The sequence below is a fragment of the Chitinophaga parva genome (genome assembly GCF_003071345.1).
Classification (GTDB): Bacteria; Bacteroidota; Bacteroidia; order Chitinophagales; family Chitinophagaceae; genus Chitinophaga; species Chitinophaga parva.
The window spans coordinates 94,266-117,030 of sequence record NZ_QCYK01000003.1; the positions used below are offsets into that span (position 1 = coordinate 94,266).

Consider the following 22,765-nt stretch of genomic DNA (forward strand, 5'->3'; position numbering starts at 1 on the left):
TCACCGGGCCACCATGGCGCCATCGGCGCGGTAGTAAATGCGGCTGAATGGTTCAATGCTCTTGATCAGCCACACATTGCCGCCTATAATGCTGTGATGGCCTATCACGGTATCGCCTCCCAGGATGGTAGCGCCCGCGTAGATCACCACATGGTCTTCTATGGTAGGATGGCGTTTGCTTTGCGCCATTTCTTTTTCAATACTCAGGGCCCCCAGCGTTACGCCCTGGTAGATCTTCACGTGCTCCCCGATCATGGTGGTTTCGCCAATTACCACGCCGGTGCCGTGGTCAATGCAGCAATAAGGGCCTATCACGGCCGCCGGGTGTATATCCACGCCGGTTTGCCCATGCGCCAGCTCTGTAATAATGCGGGGCAGCAGTGGTACCTGCAGTTTGTATAAGCAATGGGCAATGCGGTAAAATGCAATCGCATAAAACCCGGGATAGGTGCGGATCACTTCGTATAAACAAGTGGCGGCCGGGTCGCCCAGCAACACCGCTGCTGCGTCTTTGTTCAGGTCTGCATAGATCTCCGGCACGCGGTCCATAAATGTTTGTGCCAGGCTGGCCGCAGGGGCCTTCAGGGATGCCTGCATGGGCTCCAGCAGGTGTTGGAGCTGCCTTTGCAGGGAGGTGGCATATTCCGTCAGCACATCATAAGCCGTCAGTACCCGGCCGGTGTGCTCCGGGAAGAGCCAGTTCACCAGGTTCTGCGTGAAATCCTTCACCGAGGGGGTGGCCGGAAATGCATGATCGGCCGCCTGTTGGTGCCTCCGGTGCAGTTCATCCAAAAAGTCCTTCATGTTGGCGAAATTACAGGTAATTAGGTGGGTAAAGTTAAGCTAATCTATGGGATAGTAGGCTGAAAAATGGGAGCAGCACCCCGCTAATAATCCGGATAGCAGTAAAAAATCCCCTATTTTTGACCACTAACCAGCATTTACCATGGCCAATATCTTAATCATCGACGACGAAAAATCCATTCGCAAAACATTATCCGAGATCCTCGGCTACGAAGGCTATAAAATTGACGAAGCCGCAGACGGGGCGGAAGGATTTAAAATGTTCCAGGCCAAAACCTATGATGCCGTGCTGTGCGACATCAAAATGCCTAAAATGGACGGCCTCGAATTCCTGGAAAAAAGCAAGGAGATCAATCCCGATATTCCCGTGATCATTATTTCCGGCCATGGCAACATAGACACTGCCGTGGAGGCCGTGAAAAAAGGCGCCTACGATTACATTTCCAAACCGCCGGACCTGAACCGCCTTCTCATTACCCTGCGCAATGCCATGGATAAAACTTCCCTGGTAAAGGAAACCCGTACCCTGCGGAAGAAAGTGGCCAAAACCCAGGAAATGATCGGCAATTCTGCTCCCATCCTCAAGATCAAAGAAACCATTGAAAAAGTGGCCGCCACAGACGCCCGCGTACTGGTAACCGGCGAGAACGGGGTAGGGAAGGAACTGGTGGCCCGCTGGTTACATCAGCAGAGCCACCGCGCCAGTGGCCCCATTGTGGAAGTGAACTGCGCCGCCATCCCGGGTGAACTGATAGAAAGTGAACTGTTTGGCCATGAAAAGGGCTCATTTACCTCCGCCGTAAAACAACGCATCGGTAAGTTTGAACAGGCTAACGGGGGCACCCTTTTCCTGGACGAAATTGGCGATATGAGCCACGATGCGCAGGCCAAAGTGTTGCGTGCCCTCCAGGAAGGCCGTATCACCCGCGTGGGTGGCGATAAAGAGATTGCGGTGGACGTGCGCGTGGTAGCAGCTACCAACAAAGACCTGCTGAAGGAAGTGGAAGAAAAGAACTTCCGCCTGGACCTTTACCACCGCCTCAGTGTGATCCTGATCCATGTGCCTTCACTCAACGAGCGCCGGGACGATATTCCCCTGCTGGTAGATCATTTCCTGGACAGCGTGTGCAAGGAATACGGCATTGCCAAAAAGACCATAGAGCCCGCTGCCATGAAGGCTTTGCAGGAGCACAACTGGACGGGCAATATCCGCGAGCTGCGCAACGTGGTGGAGCGCCTGGTCATCCTTTCCGGCAAGACCATTGTACCGGAAGACGTGGAAGACTACGTGATCCCGGCACGCGACAAGAAGAAAGTCAACGCCTGATCCCACCTACGCATTTAAAAATATAACCCGGCCATGCCACAGCACATTTACCTCATCAGCGGGATGGGGGCCGATGAACGGCTCTTCCAGAAGTTACGTTTCCCCGGGGATTACGAGGTCCATCATCTGCCCTGGCTGGACCCGGCCAGTGCAGATGAATCTATTGAAGCCTATGCGGCCCGCTTCGTAGCGCAGATAGCCCACCCGGACCCGGTGCTGCTGGGCGTTTCCTTTGGTGGCATCATGAGCATTGAAATAGCCAAACAGATCCCCGTGAAAAAGATCGTGCTGGTGTCCAGCATCAAACACGCAGGGGAGAAGCCGGCCTATTTCAACTGGGTGCGCCGCCTCCGCCTCAATGAGCTGCCAGACCAGATGATCTTCCAGCCCCGCTACCCGGTAGTGAAATATTACAACAACATTGAGACGGAAGAAGACGCCGCGCTGCTCAAATCCTTCCTGGCCCGCCAGAAGAACAGCTACATGCGCTGGGCCATCAAGACCATCATTAACTGGCAGAGCAATGCTACGCCGGCGCCGGTGTTCCACATCCATGGTACCAAGGACAGGCCCTTTCCCTTCCACCGGGTAACGCCCACTCACGTGATCAAAGGAGGTGGCCATTTCATGGTGCTGAACCGGCACGAACAGATGAATGCTATTTTACAGGAAATACTGGGTTAACATGGGCCACAGGCCCATTTGTTTCTTTTAATGCCGGCAAAAGCCGGCCTCCGCAACAACGGTCTGCCTCATTGTATTGCAGCGTAAGCCTCCAGTTCCGCGGCTGTTTTTATAACCGTGATGCCTTCAACGTGCGCCAGGTGGCCCACTGCCGGCCCCATCACCAGCATTTTGGTTTGTTGTCCCAGCTCTTTTACCAGGCTTATATAGGCATGCATATCCGGCTTGGAAACATGTGTCATCATGTAGGTGAGCACATGCGAGGGCTTTTTGTAGCGTGCAAAGCAGGTCACATCGTCCAGCGGTACGTCCGGCCCCAGGTTGGTGACCTGTTTACCATTTTTTTTCAGCAGGTAATTGACGTAGAGCAGGGGAATTTCATGCAGTTCCCCCTCCGGGAGGAACGTGAGGTAATGGTCGTCGGAGGCGATGGATACGTTCAGCCCGTCTGTTGCCACGATCAGCTTACTGCGGATAATGGTGGAGGCAAAATGTTCCTGGGAAGGGATCACATTGCCCGTAACCCACAGCAGGCCTATACGGTGCAGGAAAGGGTAGATCACCTTTGTAATGCATTTTTCAAACCCCATATGCAGCAAAATGCTGTGAAAAATGCGCTCAAAACGGGGCTGGTCAAATTCTATGGAGCATTCGATCAACTGGCTTACGTAACTGGTGTACAAATGCTCTCCCTCCAGGTGCTCCAGCGTGGCGTTACGGATCTCTTCCGGGGTCATGGCGGCAATGCGGGATATCTTCATCCCGCTGTGGTATAGCTGTGCTACACGCAGCAAGGCTTTGAGGGCGTCGTTGTCATAGATCCGGTGATTGGTCTCTTTCCTGCGGGGTAGCAGCAAGTTGTAACGCTGTTCCCAGATCCTTAACGTGTGGGCCTTTATGCCGGTAAGGTTCTCAATGTCTTTGATCGTAAACGTGTTCAATTTAGCAGCTTCCTTAGTTAAACAAATGTAGGTCTTCACCCAGAAATTTTAAGAAACTTTTATGCCCGAATATTAGGTAGCAATGGCCAGAATATTATATTTGTTCTTTTAAAATACCTAAATCCGACTGAATGAACCTTGCATTTTGGCGCAGGAACACGGATGGACAGAAGAAAAAGAAGTCGGCTTTGCGCGAATGGCTGGATGCAGCTGTTTTCGCCATCATTGCCGCTACCCTGATCCGCACGTTTATTTTTGAAGCCTATACGATCCCGACGCCTTCAATGGAAAAGACCTTGCTGGTAAACGATTTCCTGTTTGTCAGCAAAATCAGTTACGGACCCCGTACGCCCATGACCCCCCTGGCAGTGCCTTTTGTGCATCACACCCTGCCTTTTACCCAGTATACCAAAGCTTATTCCGAAGCCGTAAAGTGGAAATACCACCGCCTGCCCGGCTTTTCCGATATCCACCGCAATGACGTGGTCGTTTTCAACTTCCCCGAAGGGGATACCGTGGCCCTGGAACGCCAGGACCAGAGCTACTACCAGCTGGTGCGCGATTATGGCCGTGACCAGGTGTGGAACACGTATCATGTAACCAGCCGCCCGGTAGACAAGCGGGAGAACTACATCAAGCGCTGCGTGGCGCAGGCGGGCGATACCCTGCAGATCATCAATACCTTCGTATACATCAATGGCCAGAAAGCCCCCGTGCCCCCGGCCAGCCAGAATAACTATGATGTAACCACCACCGGCGACCCCGTGAACCCGGACCGTCTCCGCGAACTGGATATATCTGACAGCGCCTTTGCCGTGGCGGGTGCCGGCCGTTTTTATGCCAACCTGACCCACAGCGCCGCTGACGCCCTGAAGAACTTCTCCGTGGTGAAAGACATTCACCTGCAGATCTCCCAGAACTTCACCGAGCCCTGGCCCCAGGACACCGCCCATTTCAAATGGACACAGGACAATTTTGGCCCGCTCTACATCCCGAAGAAAGGCGCCACCGTGCACCTGGACACGGCAAACATCGCCCTCTACCGCCGCATTATCCGCGTGTATGAAGGCAATACCCTGGAAGAGAACAATGGTAAGTTCGTGATCAATGGCCAGCCGTCAGACAGCTATACATTTAAAATGAACTATTACTGGATGATGGGTGACAACCGTAACAACTCGCTGGACAGCCGCTATTGGGGCTTTGTGCCGGAGGATCACGTGGTGGGTAAAGCCTGGATGATCTGGATGAGTTACGGGGATGGCAGCATCCGCTGGAAGCGCCTGTTTAACCTGATCAAGTAACGGATAAACATATTGGTCCAAGGATCCCGCCGTAATGGCGGGATTTTTTTGCTGCATTTGTTACTAACTTTCTGCTATGCAACTCCAACAACAATCTTTTCAATACGAAGTATACAACGATGCGGCCGAACTGGCCCCTGCCGATGCCGCCCTGCTGCAAAAGGCCCGGGAAACCACGCAGCAGGCCTATGCGCCGTATTCCCATTTCCGGGTAGGAGCCGCCGCCCTGCTGGCCAACGGAGAAGTGGTGACCGGTACCAACCAGGAAAATGCATCTTACCCCGTGGGCATCTGCGCGGAGCGCACTACGCTGAGCGCCGTGGCATCACTATTTCCAGGTATGGCCATTCAAACCCTGGCCATCAGTTATTTCAACGAGCTGGGCCAGAGTGGTCACCCCATTACGCCCTGCGGCATTTGCCGGCAGTCGCTCACCGAGCATGAGCAACGCACGTCCACGCCTATACGCCTTATCATGGCGGGGCAGACCGGGAAGGTGTTTATCGTGGAAAAAGCCAGCCAGTTGCTGCCATTTTCCTTCTCCAATGAAGACATGCTGTAGCCATTTACCGCAGGTCCGGCAGTGCCTGCCGCAAGGCCTGGAAAAGTCCGTTGGCACCACTTATCTTGTAATGTAAAAACTACCCGGGGAAAACCATATATTATGTATTTTATTTATGGAAGTTTTGGGTATATTTGTTCTGAACCGAAACAGCTTGTAAAGCATGACGCCTCCCCGTATCCTGTGCCTTTTGATGATCGGCTTTGTTAGTTTTACGAAAACCATGGCAGCACCCGGCGATCACGAAGCCAAAGCAAGACAATTGTACAAGGAAGGCCTGGCTTTCCGCAGCAGTGGCCAGTTACAGGCCGCTGCCACCCGGTTCTCCGCCGCCATCAATCTCAGTCAATCCTTTACAGATGCTTACCTGCAGCTTGCCGATATTTACCGTATCCAGCAGCAGCCGGGAAAAGCATTTGTACAATATGAAACCGCGCTGCGCTACCAGCCTGGCCACATTGGCGCCCTGCGTGGGCTGGCCGCCGTGGCTTACGAGCAGCAGGATTATGAAAAGGCCCTCACGTACGCATTGCGCCTGCGCCAGCAGGGCATTTCCGGTGAAAGCCTGCTCATTGGCCAGTGCTACCAGGCCCTTAACGATGATAGCGCTGCCCTGGATGCCTTAATGGTGGCCTGTGCAGAAATGCCCGCCAATAGTGAGCCGCCCTACCTGCTGGCCCAGCTTTGTGCCAATAATGAGAACTACAGCGCCAGCATCCGCTACTACCAACAGGCCATCCGCGTTGACAGCAACCGCTCCCAGTTACATTACGAGCTGGGCATGATGTACTTTAACCTGGGTGACTATGCCCGTGCCATCCATTCCTTTGAGCGCGCTGCCAGCCTGGGCCAGGCCCTCAATGCCGATTACCACTACAACCTGGGCGTGGCCTGCCTGAAACTGGAACAGACCTCCAAAGGTATTGCCCAGCTGAAAGCCGCACTGGACCAGCGCCCCAGGGATATCCCCACCCTTTATACCCTGGCCCACACCCTTTATAATACCCAGGATTTCAAAGAAGCCATTGTACAATGGAATTTACTGTTATCTTTGCAACCCAATAACGCTTTTGCCCTGTTCATGCTGGGCAAATCGTATATGGGAGCAGGTGACACTGCAAAAGGAAACGCGCTTTGTGACAAAGCCCTGTCTATGAACAGTGGCGTGTCCGGCACCATGTAACCCGGCACCCCGGAAACAACCACATGCTATGCTGCAAAGCATTTCAACAAGATTTCTATAATCGGGAATAAACCCACAGCGAATGTGCACACGGTGCATACGGGGCCGGCAAGCTCCCTTCATGCACTGTGTTTTGCTGTGGAAAATGTACAGCGTACAACGTACAGCGTACAACGTACAACGTACAACGTACTCGATTTACAATATTTTTTGTCAATGAAAAAGCCCCGTAACACAGCGTTACGGGGCTTTTTATTTCAACAGCGCAACGTACGTTGTACGTTGTACGCTGTACGTTGTACGCTGTACGTTGTACGATTCCTTACATCCGCTCCGGCACCTTGATGCCCAGCAGGCGCATGCTCTGTGCAATGGTATTGGCAGTGAGGATGGCTATCTGCATGCGCAGTTTTTTCTTGTCTTCGTTTTCTGCGTCGAGGATGGAGTAGGTGTACTTACCATTTACTTTTTCGCCGTAAAAGGAGTTGAACTGCTGTGCCAGTTGGAACGCATAGCCAGCTATTACAGCGGGGCTGTATTCTGCCGCGGCTTGTTCCAGGATCACTTCAAACTGCTCGTTGAGCAGGATCAGTTCTTTTTCCAGGGGAAGCAGCGTGCCGTTATAGCGGAAGTTTTCCAGGCCTGCCTGTGCGGCCTCGCCCACCTCGCGGAGGATGGACTTGATACGGGCATGCGCATACTGGATGAAGGTAGCGGTGAAGCCGTGCAGGTCAATGGACTCTTCGGGATTGAAGATCATTTTCTTTTTCGGGTCCACGCGCAGCAGGAAGAACTTCATGGCGCCCAGGCCTATCATTTCAAAGAGGGGCTGCAACTGGTCATCGCTCCAGTCTTTGAGTTTGCCGGATTCGCGGGTCTGGTTACCGGCGGTGGTGATCATTTCTGTGATCATATCGTCGGCATCCACCACGGTGCCCTCCCGGCTTTTCATGCGGCCATGGGGTAGTTCCACCATGCCATACGAGAGGTGTACAATGCCCGCGGCGCTGGGCTCACCCAGCTTTTGGAGGATGAGCTGCAGCACCTTGAAGTGATAGTTCTGCTCATCTGCCACCACGTACAGGCTCTTATCCATTTTAAACTCGTCGTACTTCAGGCGGGCGGTGCCCAGGTCCTGGGTCATGTATACGGAGGTACCATCACCACGCAGCAGCAGCTTTTGGTCCAGCCCCTCTGCGGTGAGGTCTATCCACACGGAGTTATCTTCCTTGCGAAACAGTACGCCTTTATCCAGGCCACTGGCCACCAGGTCTTTGCCCAGCAGGTAGGTTTCGCTTTCGTAGTACATTTTATCGAAATCGATGCCCAGGGCTTTGTACGTGGCGTCAAAGCCTTCGTACACCCAGCCGTTCATCATAGCCCACAGGCTGTGTACCTGCGGATCGCCGGCTTCCCATTGCTGTAACATGGTCTTGGCCTCGTGCATAATGGCGGTCTGGTTACGCGCCAGTTCCTTGATCTCATCTTCCACCTTAGCCTTTTTCTCTGCGTCCTGCTGTACTTCGGGTTGCTGGTAAGCAGTGCCCAGGCCTGTAATCTTCTTCAGCAGCGCTTCGCCCTGAAAATCGCTGTAGTCGCCACTTTTCACGCGGGCTATGATGGGGGCCGCCTGCTCTTTCAGCAGGTTTTCAAATTTCACATAATAATCACCTACCAGGTGATCGCCTTTCTGGCCGGTGCTGGCGGGCGTTTCGCCATTGCCCAGTTTCTGCCAGGCCAGCATGGATTTGCAGATATGGATGCCGCGGTCATTCACCAGGTTAGCCTTGATCACTTCATAGCCAACGGCCTTGAGGATCTCGGACACGGAGTAGCCCAGGAAGTTGTTGCGGAGGTGGCCCAGGTGCAAGGGTTTGTTAGTGTTGGGGGAAGAGTACTCCACCATCACTTTTTTGCCATTGGGAGCCTGCAGGCCATGGCGGGGATTGTGATATTGCTGCTGGAGGAAATTGGTCCAGTATACTTCGGCAATGCTGAGGTTCAGGAAGCCTTTCACCACGTTGTAGCGGGCCACCAGGTCCGGGAAGTGGGCCACCAGGTATTCGCCCAGGGCGGCGCCGGTTTCTTCGGGCTTCTGGCGGCTGAATTTTGTGAAGGCAAAGGTCACTACGGTGTACTCCCCCTCAAACTCAGGTTTGGTGATATTAATGGCAATGTCTGCCGCTGTGAGCGATTGCTGGTAGAGTGCGTTCACGCCCTGCGCAGCGGCGGTTTTGATGGCTTGGATTACTTGCATCTGTTCTATTTTGTCCGGTGCCGGCAGCGGTGCCGGCGGCTATTAGTTGTTATGTGGTGGCTACAGGTCCCGGATCATCCACCGGTCGCAGCCAAAGTGGCCGGTATTGCCCAGGGGGCCGGGCAGGTCCCGGAAGCCCAGGTGGGCATACACTTTCACGGCCTGGGCCAGTTCGGGTGATGTTTCCAGGTAACACTGTGTATAGCCATTGGCTTTGGCAAATGCCAGGCTTTGCAGGATGAGCTTTTTGCCCAGGCCTTTGCCGCGGGCGGCCGGTGCAAGGTACATCTTCTGCAGTTCACATACGTCGCCTTCCAGGGCACCAATGCCGGCGCCTCCCAGGATCTCCCCGTTTTCTTCCGCTACAAAATAGGCGGCGCGGGGTGCCTGGTACAGTTCATAAAGATGGTCCGTGCTTTCGTCTGTATACACGGTGCCTGGTTTGGCCATATTATGCTCCCGCAATGCGGCGCGGACAATGTGGGCCAGTGCGGCGTTGTCGCCGGGGGCGATGCTTCTGATCTTAATTTCCATGCGGTATGTCTTCCCGTTTTTTTAGCTCCCCAAACTGTTGCGGCAAGGCCGCAGTTTGTACGGTTGGCCTTCCCACAGGGGACTGCAAAAATAACAGCAGCCAGTGATGTTACAAAACATTACTGGCTGCTGTGAGGAATTGGCTTGGGTCGTGGACTTGGGTCCTGGGTCCTAGGTCCTAGGTCCTAGGTCTTAGGTCTTAGGCTTTAGGTGCGATACCTTAATGCACATGATCCATCGCCGTGAGGGATTGTTACCTAGGACCTAAGACCTAAGACTTAAGACCATTAGACTTAAGTCCATTTTCCCTAATATATCGTAAACTCCACCCTCCGGTTCGTCTGGCGGCCCTGGGCGGTTTTGTTGCTGGCAATGGGCTGGGTCTGGCCATAGCCGGTGGCCTCTATGCGCGACGGGTTGGCGCCACGGGCTACCAGGTAGGCTTTTACGGATTCAGCGCGTTCCTTGGAGAGGATCATGTTCTTGTCCGGGCGGCCTACATTATCGGTGTGGCCGGCCAGTTTCAGGCTGAAACCGCGTTTGACCAGCAGGTCTGCCACCCGGTTCAGGGTTTCGTAGGAGTGGGGCTTGATGTCGGACTTGCCGGTGGCAAACTCCAGGTTCTTCACGGCCTCTCTTACAATGCGGTTATCTTCCTCTGTAACGGTCACCTTTTCAATTACCTTGGGCGGTTCGGGTACCGGGAGGGGGCAGCCACTGCCATCCACTTTGGCGCCGGCCGGGGTGCCGGGGCATTTATCAAAGAAGTTGGAAACCCCGTCGCCATCCTCGTCGGCAGTCAGGCGGGCAACACTGGCCGCCAGGGAATCGTTGCTGGCCAGGGCATTGTTCAGGCGGGCCTGCATCTGGTCATTGGCCATTTTCTGGGCCTGCAGCTCGTCATACAGCACTACCGCGGGGTTGGTGAACTGGAGCTGTTTTTTGCCGGGGGCGCCAAATACAAACTCAAGACCGGCATAGCCGTAGGAGAATTTATCTTTTTGGGGTGGCTTGTTGTAGCCATCCAGGTTATCACCGTCTGTAAAGTAGGTGGTGTAGCCCAGGTCCAGGTTCAGCAGGTCCGTAAGCTTGAATTTAACACCTGCGCCCACGGGGATCACCAGTTCATTGATATTACCACCGCCCGTTTTATAATCCTGGGCCGCGCCACCCACCGGGGTAATGCGGGGGCTGTAGCCGGCCAGGCCGGCGCCTGCGGAGAGGTAGAGGCCTACAAAATTCTCCCGGTGCAGCCAGTTGATATTAAGCACAGTGGCCACGGCACTGAGGGAGGCAGTATACTTCAACTTGGTCTCAAACTCGCTGTAAGGGCTTTGGGGCCGGGAGCCATTGCCAAGGTTATTGTCATTGTTGGCGGACAGTTTGCCGCCCAGGTAGTCTGCCCGCAGCGCCAGGCTGTGGAGGATCTGCCATTTTACATAAGCACCGTACCCGAAGTCGGCCTTCCATTTAGTAAAATCATTGGAGCCGCCGGTAGGCGATACCGGTGCCAGGGCGCCGCCATTTACGCCAATGGAAAAGGTGCGATAATCAGCGGTGCCATCAAACAGGCTTACGGCTTTAAAGGGAGTCCGGGTGGCAGTGGTCTGGGCTTTTACTGCCAGGGGCATCAGGCAGGCACACGCAATGACGGTTCTTAGGAACTTGGTGTTCATAAAGAAAATTTAAAGGGTGAAGTAAACAGCTAGGTCGGGATAGAAGGACGGGGAAATGGGTCGCGTTTCCGGGAAACAATCAATAAGCACGTACAGTGGCAAATGACAAACCCGCAGAATTGGGGGGCAGCTGACCGGTGTACAGTCTTTCAGCCCTGTCAGCCATGTCATATGCCAGGGGCATTCTCCCGTCAAATATAGCCCGTTTTCCAACGCGACTGACATAATTGCATAAATATTTTGCTTGGCATAATCATTGACAAACTCACCCTGAATTCACGTTCAAAAACAAAGACTTACAACTCAAAGAATATAATCACTATGGGAAAAATAATAGGCATTGACTTAGGAACTACCAACTCTTGTGTGGCCGTTATGGAAGGTAACGAGCCGGTAGTTATCGCAAACGACGAAGGCAGAAGAACTACCCCTTCCGTGGTAGCTTTTCTGAAAAACGGGGAAAGAAAAGTAGGTGACCCGGCCAAACGCCAGGCTATCACCAATCCCCACAACACCATCATGTCCGTAAAACGTTTCATGGGCCGCAACTTCAACGAAGTAGGCAATGAGATCGGGCACTGGAGCTACAAAGTAGTACAAGGAGAAAACAATACGACCCGCATCGATATCGACGGCCGTTTGTATACACCGCAGGAAATTTCCGCAATGATCCTGCAGAAAATGAAAAAGACAGCTGAAGATTACCTGGGCCAGGAAGTGAACGAAGCCGTAATTACGGTGCCCGCTTACTTCAATGACGCACAGCGCCAGGCTACCAAGGAAGCCGGTGAGATCGCAGGCCTGAATGTACGCCGTATCATCAATGAGCCTACTGCTGCTGCACTGGCTTATGGTATGGATAAAAAACATGCTGACAGCAAGATCGCCGTATTCGACCTCGGTGGTGGTACGTTCGACGTATCTATCCTGGAACTGGGTGATGGCGTATTTGAAGTAAAATCCACCAACGGTGATACCCACCTGGGTGGTGACGACTTTGATAAGGTGATCATGGACTGGCTGGCCGATGAGTTCAAAAAGGACGAAGCGGTAGACCTGCACAAAGATCCGATGGCATGGCAGCGTTTGAAAGAAGCTGCTGAAAAAGCCAAGATCGAGCTGTCTTCTTCTCAGGAAACTGAAATCAACCTCCCTTATATCACCGCGGTGGATGGCGTGCCCAAACACCTGGTGAAAAAACTGACCCGCGCCAAGTTTGAACAGCTGAGCGACTCCCTGGTGGAAAGAACACTGGAGCCCTGCCGCAAAGCACTGAAAGACGCTGGCATGTCTACTTCCGATATTGACGAAGTGATCCTGGTAGGTGGTTCTACCCGTATCCCCAAGATCCAGGAAGTAGTAGAGAAATTCTTCGGCAAACGCCCCAGCAAAGGGGTGAACCCCGATGAAGTAGTAGCCGTAGGTGCTGCTATCCAGGGTGGTGTACTCTCCGGCGACGTGAAAGACGTACTGCTGCTGGACGTTACCCCGCTTTCTCTCGGTATCGAAACCATGGGTGGTGTGTTTACCAAACTGATTGAGTCCAACACAACCATTCCTTCCAAGAAATCTGAAATATTCTCTACCGCGGCAGACAGCCAACCCAGTGTAGAAATTCACGTGCTGCAGGGCGAACGTCCCCTGGCCAGCCAGAACCGCACCCTGGGCCGCTTCATCCTGTCCGATATTCCGCCAGCTCCCCGTGGCGTTCCCAAGATCGAAGTAGTATTCGATATTGACGCAAACGGTATCCTGCACGTAACTGCAAAGGACCAGGGCACCGGCAAAACCCAGAACATCCGCATTGAAGCTGGTTCTGGCCTGAGCAAGGAAGAAGTAGAAAAAATGAAAGCAGAAGCGAAAGCCAACGAAGCTTCCGACAAAGCTGCAAAAGATAAGATCGAGAAGGTGAACCAGGCCGACAGCCTGATCTTCCAGACCGAAAAACAGATCAAGGAGTACGGCGACAAGATCCCGGCCGACAAAAAAGCCCCGATCGACGCTGCCCTCACCAAACTGAAAGCTGCTCACGCCAGCCAGGACATTGATCAGATCGATGCTGCTGTAGCTGAAATGAACAACGCCTGGACTGCTGCCAGCGAAGAGCTGTACAAAGCATCCCAGGGACAGGCCCAGGGTGGTGAACCCGGAGCCCAGCCCGGCGGTAACGAAGGCACCGGCACTGCTGGTGAAGGTGTAACAGATGCAGAGTTTGAAGAAGTAAAATAAGGTACAACGTACCTAAATTAATGAGCGCGAAGGCTTTGGCCTTCGCGCTTTTTGTGCCCAGGAAATAGTTGTATAAGAGACGGGGTACATTCACACGATTAATGAGGGCGCAGGCCAAAGCCTTCGCGCTTTTTTGTGCCCAGGAAATAGTTGTATAAGAGACGGGGTACATTCACACGATTAGTGGGCGTGCAGGTTTTAACCTTCGCGCTTTTTTGTGCGCACAGGAAATTGCTGCGCAAATAATGAGCGCATTTTTTTGTCCCAGTGCTTTTTTGTGCTTCACAAAATCATTGTACATTGTATACAGTACCGTGTACAATGATTTCCCATGCAACTTCAACTCCTCCCTTTTGAACTGAAATTTAAACACACCTTCACCATTTCCCGGAAATCAAAGGATGTGCAACCCTTGCTGGTGGCGCGTTTGGAGCAGGATGGACGATATGGGCTGGGAGAGACGGCAGACAATGCTTATTACCACATTACGGTGCCCATGCTCATGGAGGCCATTAATACCCACCGCCCTTTCATAGAAGGCTATACGCTGCACACGCCCGAGGCATTTTGGGAAACAATGCACCCGCTGCTGAAAGACATGCCCTTTGCCCTCTGCGCACTGGACCTGGCGGCCCATGACCTGTACGCAAAAATGCAAGGGAAGAAATTGTACGAAGTATGGGGGTTGGATATTTCCCATAACCCCATGACAGATTTTACGATCGGGATAGACAGCATTGACAACATGGTAGCCAAGCTGAAAGAAATGCCCTGGCCTATCTATAAAATAAAACTGGGCACCGCCCATGATGTGGAGATCATCAAAGCGCTGAGAGCCCATACGGATGCGGTATTCCGCGTGGATGCCAACTGTGCGTGGACGGTGGAAGAAACCCTGCACAAGGCAGATACACTGGCTAAGCTGGGTGTAGAATTTATTGAACAACCCCTGCCAGCGGCGGCGTGGGAAGGCATGCGCGACCTATATGAAAAAAGCGCCCTGCCCATTATTGCAGACGAAAGCTGCATTGAAGAAGGGGATGTGGCCCGCTGTGCCGGTCATTTTCATGGCATCAACATCAAGCTGACAAAGTGTGGCGGCATTACCCCCGCGCGCCGGATGATCTTTGAAGCCAAGCGCCTGGGCATGAAGGTAATGACGGGCAGCATGAACGAAAGCACCGTAGGCACCTCCGCCATAGCCCACCTGCTGCCTTACCTGGACTACACCGACATGGACGGCCCCCTGCTACTGGCGCAGGACATAGCGACGGGCATAAAAATAAACGACGGGAAAATAATTTATGCAGACCGCCCGGGAACGGGGGCTGAAATGTATTAAACCCCCATTACTCTACAATCTTCCAGCTCTTCGCAAAAAAAACGTAGTCTGCAATGCGGCCCTCTGCTTCAATGGTCTTGCCACACAGGGGTTCCAGCGGGTTGTCCATGAAAGGATTGCTGTTCATGGGGCGTATGAGATAAGAGGCCTGGGGGGTCACAATGTACACTCCCAGGTGCTCACTTTTGGTAGTACGTCCAAAGACACGCGGCTCCAGGCGGCCACGGATGGTAACGAGCGTATAGCCATCATCGTTAGTTGCTGACATATGTTGAGTATTTAGCGGCGCACGTATTCCCGGTAGCCTACAATCTGGTCATCTTTTTCTTTCACCACCAGCACCCGGGTGTCTTTGAAGCTCCCTTTTTTTACTATGGCATTGGTATATACGTGAAAGCGTACGGTGGTCTTGTAGCTGCCCAGGCCGGGCTGCTCGGAGGCTATCAGCGTGCGGTTAATAAAGGTCTGTTTTTCTGTAACACCCTGTTTGTATTTGCACTCTTTTAACAAGTTGTTCAAATCCTCGGCCATTTTATGTTTCAGCGGGGTGGCCCGGGCCTTTTGGGGCGGGGCTATAAAGCTGCTCAGCAGCCGGCCCTTGGCCACCATGTTGTCGCGCCGGTTCTGCACACTGTTCACCACGGCCTTCGACGTGGCTTTATCCGCGGTGCCCGGGGTGTCTTTTACCGGCACCACGGAAGGATCGCCGAGGAGGCAGAACTGGGCTGCCGTCTTTAGCTCATAAGGGTCCAGGGTGGGGCCCATTTCCGTGAGGAAACGCTGGCGGGCTTCCAGGAAGGAGCGGCCCGTGGAGGCGCCTCCTTTCAGCACATTGATCATAAAATATTGCGTGAGCAGGTCTGCCAGGCCCTGGCCGTCAGACGGGCCGTAGGCAATGGTGGAACTGCCTGCGAAGGCAACGGCTTTGTTCTTCAGGTAAGTATTGGCAATGCTCATGGACTGGGGCTGCAATAGCGCCGGGTTGAAGAGTTGCGCGCCGTAACAGCACTCTGCCGCCACGATGGTGCCTGCGGTGATCTTCTTTTTCAGTGCGCCGGCATTCAGCGAAGGAGGATAATTATACCCTTGCTGCCCGTAAAAATTAGCATCCTGCAGGGAGCCATGGCAGTTGTAAAAGTGGGCCTTGGGCTTCAGCTGGGCGGCGGTGTACTCCGGGCCTGCCTTGGGACTGATGAGCAGGTGGGTATTGTTGCCAAAAATATGCTGCACGCTTTGCTGCGTACTCTTGGTCCATTCAAACACGCTTACCGCAAAATAGTTGTGATAAGAGGCCGCCGTAGCGGGTTTGGAGGTGATGGCCTGCTGTATGAGCGTATGAAAATAGGCCGGATCGCCCTGGCCGGGTACATCCGGCAGGCGGCCCACCACCCGGGACGGCGCTACGAATTTGGTAATGTTCAGGTCAAAGGGGGCATCGCAGGCATAAGGCAGGTCGCTGGGCACGGTCTTGTCCTCGTCTGCTTCGCCACTCAGCTGGTTTTTCAGCAATTGGAAAGGAATGATGTCCTGCGCACCGGCCAGCATAATGTAAGCCGGGCTGAAATACTTGTACAGGGCATCCACCGCATCCTTGTTCTGTTTCATGTCATCTGCCTTCTTCACGGGCCTGGCTTTATACGATTTCATCTGCGTGGCGTCGTCCATGAATATTACGTAGCTGGTGGTGCCTTTTGCCTTATCTGCTTTGCGCAGCGCTTCCAGGTCGGCCAGGATGGCCTTGTGCTGGTCTCCGTATTTCTTGACCAGGGCGGTTTTGTTGGTAAGGATGATCTTTATTGTTTCCATAGTATCGTTCTTGGGGTTTTGATACGGAAACAAATGTAAGGGAAATGTATATTGGTTCAGAGGGGTTTACCCGTAGCTGCATAAAAAGAAACGCGCTGCGGACGGGTACCGCGGCGCGTTTAGTACATGATATAGAAAGCGCAAAGAATCAGGCTACCTGTACCCGCTGCAACTGCTCGCGGGCGTCGTAAACGGCGCTGAGCAGGGCGCGCTGGTCCAGCTTATGCTGCAGGTAAGGATCTACCGCGGCAAAGCTTACCTGCTGGGCAGGGTTGATCACGTACGTAGCAGGGATGGGCACATCTGCATCCACACCAGATACGCGGTCCCAGATAGGATCCTGTTTTTCGTACAGGCCTGCCAGTGCGGCGATGGCATTGTTACGGTCGTGCAGGATGGGGAAGGTGAGCTGGTACTTTTCCACCAGGGGGCGCAGGGCTTGTTCACCTTCGGCGGCAATCACCAGCAGGCGGCCCCCCATTACTTTCACATCCTGGTGCAATGACTGCAGCTGCTGCAGCAGGTCAATGCCGTACCGGTTCCAGTGTACAGAGAAGAAAGCCACTACCAGCGGGCGGTCCGTGAGGAGGCTCAGGGGCAGGGAGATCTCGTGGGGCCAGAAGCCGGCAGGCGTTACCAATGCATCTTTGCGCAGCAGGGTGTCCGGGAAGATAGCGTGTTTGCGCAGGGGATTGATGCGTTTGCGGTTCAGCGGCTTCGGCTCAAAGCGATCAGGGAATTGTATATCGAGAATATCGGCGTATCTGTGGAGAGTGGACATATCTTTTTGTTTTTTTGCTGGTTGTTGATAAGGAAATTGTAAAGACAAGGCGGAAAACCGCCGGGAGGTGTACTACGGCATCAACATCGTATAGCAGGAAGATATGTTTGTCTGGTACTGATCATTACGCGTGTATTTGTAAGTTTTACAATGCAAATATAGGTGAATAATACTAATAACCTACAGGTTTAGTAGACTAATAAAATTTATTTTATTAAACTTGCTTGTTATCAGTCATTTAGCGGGGCGGGTTTAGAGGAAATTTAAGAAAACAGGCCTATACCCGGGCAGCAGGCAGGCATACCTGTACGGTGGTGCCTTTGTCCTTTTTACTGCTTACTTTAATACAGCCCCCGTTGTTCTTCACAAAATCATTGCACAGCAAAAGCCCCAGGCCTATGCCTTTCTCTTTTTCCGTGCCGGCCGTGGAGATGTTCTGGTCTTTGATAAACAGTTTAGAGAGGGTAGCTTCGTCCATTCCCACACCTTCATCCGTGATGCTGATGCACTGCTGCTGGTCTGTGGCGTGCACGGAAATCGAAATATTGCCGTGGCGCCGGGAGAATTTAATAGCGTTGCTGAGCAGGTTACGTACAATAAAAGCCAGCATGTTCTCATCTGCCTGTACCATAGCGGGTTCCAGCTCATGATAAATGGTGATGTTCTTGGCACCGGCACTCTGGCTCAGCACCGTGATGGTGGATTTGATCACCTCACTGGCGTCTATCATGCGGAAGTCCGGCTTCATTTCCCCGCTCTGGCTGCGCGACCATAATAACAGGCTGTCCAGCATGTCCACCACCTGCTTCACATTCCGGCTCAGGTTCCCTGATACTGTGATCAGCTCTTCCATGGAAAAGCTTTCTGTGTTTTCCTGGAACAATTGCATGAAGCCTACAATATTGACCAACGGCCCGCGCATATCGTGCGAAATGATGGAAAGGAACTTGTCTTTCAGTTCATTGGCATTCTGCAGGTTGGTTTCGTTGATGCGTAACCGTTCGTTGGCATCCTGCAGCTGCAGGTTATTCTGCTCCAGCTGCATGAAGTCGTGGTCTATCTTGGTGGCCATGAGGCCCAGGTTGTGATAGAGGGTGGCTATTTCGTCATTGCGCGTAGGGTCGGAGGGGGGCAGGTGCAAGGTCTTGAAATCACTGTTGATCACGTGTTTCACGCTTTCATCCAGGGTAATGATGGGCTTCGTGATCTGGTGGGCAAATACGGCACACAGCACAATGCCAAAGCATACGGCCAGCAGCACCAGGATGATGAAAGATGCCTTTAGTTGCTCCAGTTCTTTGTCATATTGGTTGCGCAGCCCCTGGATGGTCTTCTCCGCCAGGGTTTGCGCCAGCTGGCTTTCATCCTGCAGGCGCTTGCGCAGGCCGGTTTCATTGTTGATGCCGATGTTGTACTCCATTTGCACCAGGCGCTTAAAGTAAGCGATGTATTGTTGCAATACCGCTGCCTCTTTGCTTTTCTTATCCACGCTGTTGAGGATAGAGGACGCGGTAGAATCGAACAGGCCTACGTAAATGCTGTCCTTGCGCAGCAGGAAGTCCTTTTCCCGGCGGCGCAGTTGCAGGATGGAGGTGCTGCGCAGTTGATCCATGCTTTCCAGTTCATGCGCGTACTGGCGCATTTTGCCTTCCACGCCGTACTCCAGGAAGCCGCGTACCCGCAGGGAGTCCAGCACGTCGTTGAACAACTTTTCGTGCACGGCAATATAGGCCATGATGGTATCTACTTCCGGGGTAAGGTGGTCGTTGCTATGGGAGGCGCGGATGGCGCGGATATCCGTGTAAATGCTGGTCACCAGGGCCTTGCGCTGGATAAGATAGCTGCTTTTTCCGGTCTTGTAAAACTGTTCATTGGCAATATCATTGAGCAGGAAATTCTGCTCCGCCGCTACAGACTGCAATGTTTTCAGGGTTACAGATTCCAGTTTCACATACACCCGCAAAATGCGGTCGCGCTTATCGTACACATTTATGCAGCAGAAAATGATAACGAAATTGATAAGCAAGATCGAAAAGTAAGAAAGAAACAGGCGCTTCCTTAGGCTAATGTCCCTGAAAAAGTTCTTCATAGCGGCCGGTATAGGTAAACAGCGGTGCAAAGTTAGCCGTAAAGAGGGTTATCTGTGCGTTGCAACAACCAATTTCGGGTTAAATAATATTTAATTTTTGCAAATATAACGGCAATGGGTATACGGGTTTAGCGCCGGTAGCGGCGGCTGTTTACATCGTTGGTAAAGTGGATGGGAAGGTCCGGGCTGATCACGTATTTGCCTTTCTGCGTTTCTATCACTACGAGGCGGTCCCGGTGGGTGGCCCACATCTGGTAGTTGCCAATGCGGCTGCTGTGGTAATACCCCAGGTAGCCAAACAGGCCACCAGCACCCAGGCGGCGGCGGTTGAAGCCCAGTTCATCGCCCATCAGGGGCCGCACGTGGATGACGTTTTCCAGTGGGATGCGCAGCTTGCCAAACGGGCGCTGGACGATAATGCTGCGGTCACTTACGTAATAGTACTGGGGATGCAGGCCCCAGGAAAGGGTAATGGCCACCAGGAGGATAAGCACTGCGATCCAGCCACCGGTATGCGCCCATTGGGTGAAGGTTTGCAGGCCCAGTAAGCCCAGTGCGAAGAGGATGATCACATTGGTAAGGATCTTTACCACCGTATCAAAACTGGCTTTGTAAAGCATGGAAATCTGAAATTGGCTTTGCCCTTCTAAGTTAGGGAAAACCGCTAGATCTTGCGCAGCTGTACGGACTTCACAAAATGGTCTTTTCCTTTTTCCAGGATAAGGTTAGCGCGGTAGCGGGTGGGCCGTATGTTCTCTACCAGGTTGGGTTTGTTGATGGTGTTCCAGATATAAGTAGCCATCTGCACACTTTCCTCATCACTGAGGCTGGCGTAGCGGTGAAAGAAGGAGTCTTCATCCTGGAAAGCCGTGGCCCGCAGGCGTTTGAAGCGTTCTATATACCACTGGCGCAGGTCGTGCTCCTTGGCATCCACGTAAATAGAAAAGTCAAAAAAGTCGGATACGAACACGGCGTCTTCCCGTTCCGGGCGCTGCTTCACCTGCAGCACGTTAATGCCTTCCACGATCACGATGTCCGGCGATTCCACCCATTGGCGCTGGCCGGGCAGCACATCATATTCCAGGTGGGAGTACACAGGCGCAGACACGCGTTCCCGGCCGCTTTTCACCTCTGCCAGGAAGTGCATGAGGCCGCGTATATCATAGCTTTCAGGAAATCCTTTCCGGTTCATGAGCTGGCGGGATTCCAGCACGCTGTTGGGGTACAGGAAACCATCGGTGGTCACCAGGTCTACCCGTGGATGGTCTGGCCAGGCGCTGAGCAGCCGTTGCAGCACGCGTGCCGTGGTACTTTTGCCCACGGCCACGCTGCCGGCAATGCCTATAATGTAAGGGACCTTGTGCACCGTACTACCCAGGAATGAACTGGTAGCGGCATACAGTTCCTGTGCAGCTTTCACGTAAAAATTAATAAGCCTCGACAATGGCACATACACTTCCGTAATCTCCTTGATATTCAGTGGCTCATTCATTCCCCGCAGGGCATCCATATCCTGTTCAAAAACGTGGAGCATCGCATCATCGCTTCTCCTAGCCCAGTCTACCCGATCAATGGTCTGGTAAGGAGAATAACGCGCAGTTTTCTCAAAAGTCATAGCAGTTGCTTGTTGCGGGCGTAAAGGTAGTTTTTAAAGTTGTACAATGCATGGATTGGTCCCATGTCTTAGGTCCTAGGTCCTAAGACATTTTATTCTATCCACACTGTCTTCACATTCAGGAACTCGTGCATGCCTTCCAGGGACAATTCACGGCCGTAGCCGGATTCCTTGATGCCGCCAAAGGGCACGCGGGCGTCTGAGCGCATCAGGGTGTTTACAAACACGCTGCCGCTCTGGATCTTGGTGGCCAGGTGCCGGGCCTTTTCAAAATCCTGGGTCCAGAGGGAGGCGCCCAGGCCAAACTGGGAATCATTGGCCAGGGCAATGGCTTCCTGCTCCGTAGCTGCCGCGGTGATAACGGCCAGGGGGCCAAAGGTTTCCTCGGAAAAGGCCACCATGCCGGGATGTACGCCGGTAAGCAGGGCCGGGGTGAAGTTGCAGCCATTTACGGCGCCGCCCATGTCCAGGTGGGCGCCGGCGGCGATGGTCTGGTCCATTTGTTTTTTGAGGCCTTCGGCCAGGTCGGGGCGGGCCATAGGGCCAATGTCTGTCTGTTCGTGAAAAGGATCGCCCTGTACTTTTTGCGCTAGGATGGTTTTTACTTTTGCCGTGAAAGCCTCCACCACAGGGGCTTCCACGATCCAGCGCTTGGCGGCTATACAGCTTTGCCCCGCATTTTGCATGCGGCCCTGCACCGCGGTGGCGGCAGCCTTATCCAGGTCTGCATCGCGGAGCACAATGAACGGGTCGCTGCCGCCCAGTTCCAGTACGCTTTTCTTAATGTACTTACCAGCCAGGGCGCCTACGCTGCGGCCCGCCGGTGTGCTGCCGGTAAGGGTTACACCCTGTATACGCGCATCGGCAATGATGGGCGCTATGTGGTCGGAAGAGACCAGCAGGGCCTGGAAGGTGTGCTCCGGGAAGCCGCCTTCGCGGAAAATGGCTTCCAGGGCCAGGGCGCAGCCACTTACGTTGCTGGCATGTTTGAGCACCCCGGTATTGCCGGCCAGCAGGTTAGGAATGGCAAAGCGGAACACCTGCCAGAAGGGGAAGTTCCAGGGCATAATGGCCAGGATGGTGCCTTTGGGCTCGTAATGCACGTAGCTGGCGCGGGCGCCGGTTGTAATGATGCGGGGTTCCAGCATTTCTGCCGCATGGTCTGCATAAAACAGGGCGGAGTCTGCGCATTTGTTCACTTCCGCTTTGGCTTCCTTCAGGGTTTTGCCCATTTCCCGGGTAATGAGCGTGCCGTATGCTGTTGCTTTGTCTTTCAGGTGCTGTGCGGTGGCCCGCATCCAGTTGCAGCGCTGCTCCAGGGTGGTTTGCTGCAGGGCGGTGTAGGCCTGGGCGGCCCGGGCCAGCCTGGCTTCTACCTGGGCAGGGCTGTAAGACTGGTACTCCGCCACGGTTTCCCCGTTGAAGGGATAGATGCTCTTGAACATGGTTGTCTTTTTTAAACGTGGTCAATGATCATGCCCGGTAAATGTACGCCGGCGCGCGGACCTGCAAAGCTTTTTTGCACAGTTATGTGCCGGTGGTCTGGCAGGAATTGTCTTATAATTGACACCCATTTTACTACAATATCGCCAGAAGATCCCAGGTATGCCCGGGTTGAATTGCCTAATTTT

Annotated in this window: 19 protein-coding genes; 7 read left to right on the plus strand and 12 right to left on the minus strand. The window is 53.4% G+C overall.

The window, feature by feature from the left end:
- Complete coding sequence (locus DCC81_RS19645) at window positions 1–804, minus strand: serine O-acetyltransferase (RefSeq protein ID WP_108688395.1); 804 nt, start codon at window positions 802–804, stop codon at window positions 1–3.
- Between the two features lie 142 nt (window positions 805–946).
- Between DCC81_RS19645 and DCC81_RS19650 the strand changes: the two genes are divergently transcribed.
- A complete protein-coding gene (locus tag DCC81_RS19650; RefSeq protein ID WP_108688396.1) occupies window positions 947–2,131 on the plus strand; it encodes a sigma-54-dependent transcriptional regulator in 1,185 nt (394 codons plus the stop codon).
- A gap of 33 nt (window positions 2,132–2,164) precedes the next feature.
- The gene (locus DCC81_RS19655) at window positions 2,165–2,815 is read left to right on the plus strand and encodes an alpha/beta fold hydrolase (RefSeq protein WP_108688397.1); all 651 of its coding nucleotides are present in this window, start codon (window positions 2,165–2,167) and stop codon (window positions 2,813–2,815) included.
- Window positions 2,816–2,883: 68 nt separating this feature from the next.
- Here DCC81_RS19655 and DCC81_RS19660 read toward each other — a convergent pair whose 3' ends face one another.
- Window positions 2,884–3,756 (minus strand): MerR family transcriptional regulator, encoded by an 873-nt coding sequence (locus DCC81_RS19660; protein ID WP_165806663.1) that lies wholly within the window; start codon window positions 3,754–3,756, stop codon window positions 2,884–2,886.
- 131 nt (window positions 3,757–3,887) lie between these two features.
- Between DCC81_RS19660 and lepB the strand changes: the two genes are divergently transcribed.
- From lepB to DCC81_RS19675, 3 genes are all read left to right on the plus strand, one after another.
- Complete coding sequence (gene lepB, locus DCC81_RS19665; protein WP_108688399.1) at window positions 3,888–5,060, plus strand: signal peptidase I; 1,173 nt, start codon at window positions 3,888–3,890, stop codon at window positions 5,058–5,060.
- Between the two features lie 76 nt (window positions 5,061–5,136).
- The gene (gene cdd, locus DCC81_RS19670; protein ID WP_108688400.1) at window positions 5,137–5,622 is read left to right on the plus strand and encodes a cytidine deaminase; all 486 of its coding nucleotides are present in this window, start codon (window positions 5,137–5,139) and stop codon (window positions 5,620–5,622) included.
- Between the two features lie 163 nt (window positions 5,623–5,785).
- On the plus strand, window positions 5,786–6,805 hold the full coding sequence (locus DCC81_RS19675; RefSeq protein WP_108688401.1) for a tetratricopeptide repeat protein: 1,020 nt from the start codon (window positions 5,786–5,788) through the stop codon (window positions 6,803–6,805).
- Window positions 6,806–7,127: 322 nt separating this feature from the next.
- On the opposite strand, the gene argS is transcribed toward DCC81_RS19675, so the two are convergent.
- From argS to DCC81_RS19690, 3 genes are all read right to left on the minus strand, one after another.
- Window positions 7,128–9,062, minus strand: coding sequence for an arginine--tRNA ligase (gene argS / locus DCC81_RS19680; protein ID WP_108688402.1), 1,935 nt, complete (start codon window positions 9,060–9,062; stop codon window positions 7,128–7,130).
- A gap of 60 nt (window positions 9,063–9,122) precedes the next feature.
- On the minus strand, window positions 9,123–9,596 hold the full coding sequence (locus DCC81_RS19685) for a GNAT family N-acetyltransferase (protein WP_108688403.1): 474 nt from the start codon (window positions 9,594–9,596) through the stop codon (window positions 9,123–9,125).
- 308 nt (window positions 9,597–9,904) lie between these two features.
- On the minus strand, window positions 9,905–11,272 hold the full coding sequence (locus tag DCC81_RS19690; protein WP_240613032.1) for an OmpA family protein: 1,368 nt from the start codon (window positions 11,270–11,272) through the stop codon (window positions 9,905–9,907).
- 321 nt (window positions 11,273–11,593) lie between these two features.
- Here DCC81_RS19690 and dnaK point away from each other — a divergent pair, with 321 nt between their 5' ends.
- Both dnaK and DCC81_RS19700 read left to right on the plus strand, forming a co-directional pair.
- Entirely contained in the window at window positions 11,594–13,501 is a 1,908-nt protein-coding gene (gene dnaK / locus DCC81_RS19695) for a molecular chaperone DnaK (RefSeq protein ID WP_108688405.1), read from the plus strand.
- A 331-nt stretch (window positions 13,502–13,832) separates the two neighbouring features.
- Window positions 13,833–14,843: a dipeptide epimerase gene (locus tag DCC81_RS19700; RefSeq protein WP_108688406.1), complete on the plus strand. Its 1,011-nt coding sequence runs from the start codon at window positions 13,833–13,835 to the stop codon at window positions 14,841–14,843.
- A 7-nt stretch (window positions 14,844–14,850) separates the two neighbouring features.
- Here the strand turns inward: DCC81_RS19700 and DCC81_RS19705 are convergent, their stop codons facing one another.
- From DCC81_RS19705 to DCC81_RS19735, 7 genes are all read right to left on the minus strand, one after another.
- A complete protein-coding gene (locus DCC81_RS19705; RefSeq protein WP_108688407.1) occupies window positions 14,851–15,111 on the minus strand; it encodes a hypothetical protein in 261 nt (86 codons plus the stop codon).
- 11 nt (window positions 15,112–15,122) lie between these two features.
- Entirely contained in the window at window positions 15,123–16,649 is a 1,527-nt protein-coding gene (locus DCC81_RS19710) for a hypothetical protein (protein ID WP_108688408.1), read from the minus strand.
- A 148-nt stretch (window positions 16,650–16,797) separates the two neighbouring features.
- Window positions 16,798–17,430 carry a redoxin domain-containing protein gene (locus DCC81_RS19715; RefSeq protein ID WP_108688409.1) on the minus strand — a complete coding sequence of 211 codons (633 nt, stop codon included), beginning with the start codon at window positions 17,428–17,430 and terminating at the stop codon, window positions 16,798–16,800.
- Between the two features lie 277 nt (window positions 17,431–17,707).
- Complete coding sequence (locus DCC81_RS19720) at window positions 17,708–19,456, minus strand: HAMP domain-containing sensor histidine kinase (RefSeq protein ID WP_165806664.1); 1,749 nt, start codon at window positions 19,454–19,456, stop codon at window positions 17,708–17,710.
- A gap of 191 nt (window positions 19,457–19,647) precedes the next feature.
- A complete protein-coding gene (locus DCC81_RS19725; protein ID WP_108688411.1) occupies window positions 19,648–20,139 on the minus strand; it encodes a PH domain-containing protein in 492 nt (163 codons plus the stop codon).
- Between the two features lie 44 nt (window positions 20,140–20,183).
- Entirely contained in the window at window positions 20,184–21,134 is a 951-nt protein-coding gene (gene coaA / locus DCC81_RS19730) for a type I pantothenate kinase (protein ID WP_108688412.1), read from the minus strand.
- 92 nt (window positions 21,135–21,226) lie between these two features.
- A complete protein-coding gene (locus DCC81_RS19735) occupies window positions 21,227–22,579 on the minus strand; it encodes an NAD-dependent succinate-semialdehyde dehydrogenase (protein ID WP_108688413.1) in 1,353 nt (450 codons plus the stop codon).
- Between the last annotated feature and the right edge of the window lie 186 nt (window positions 22,580–22,765).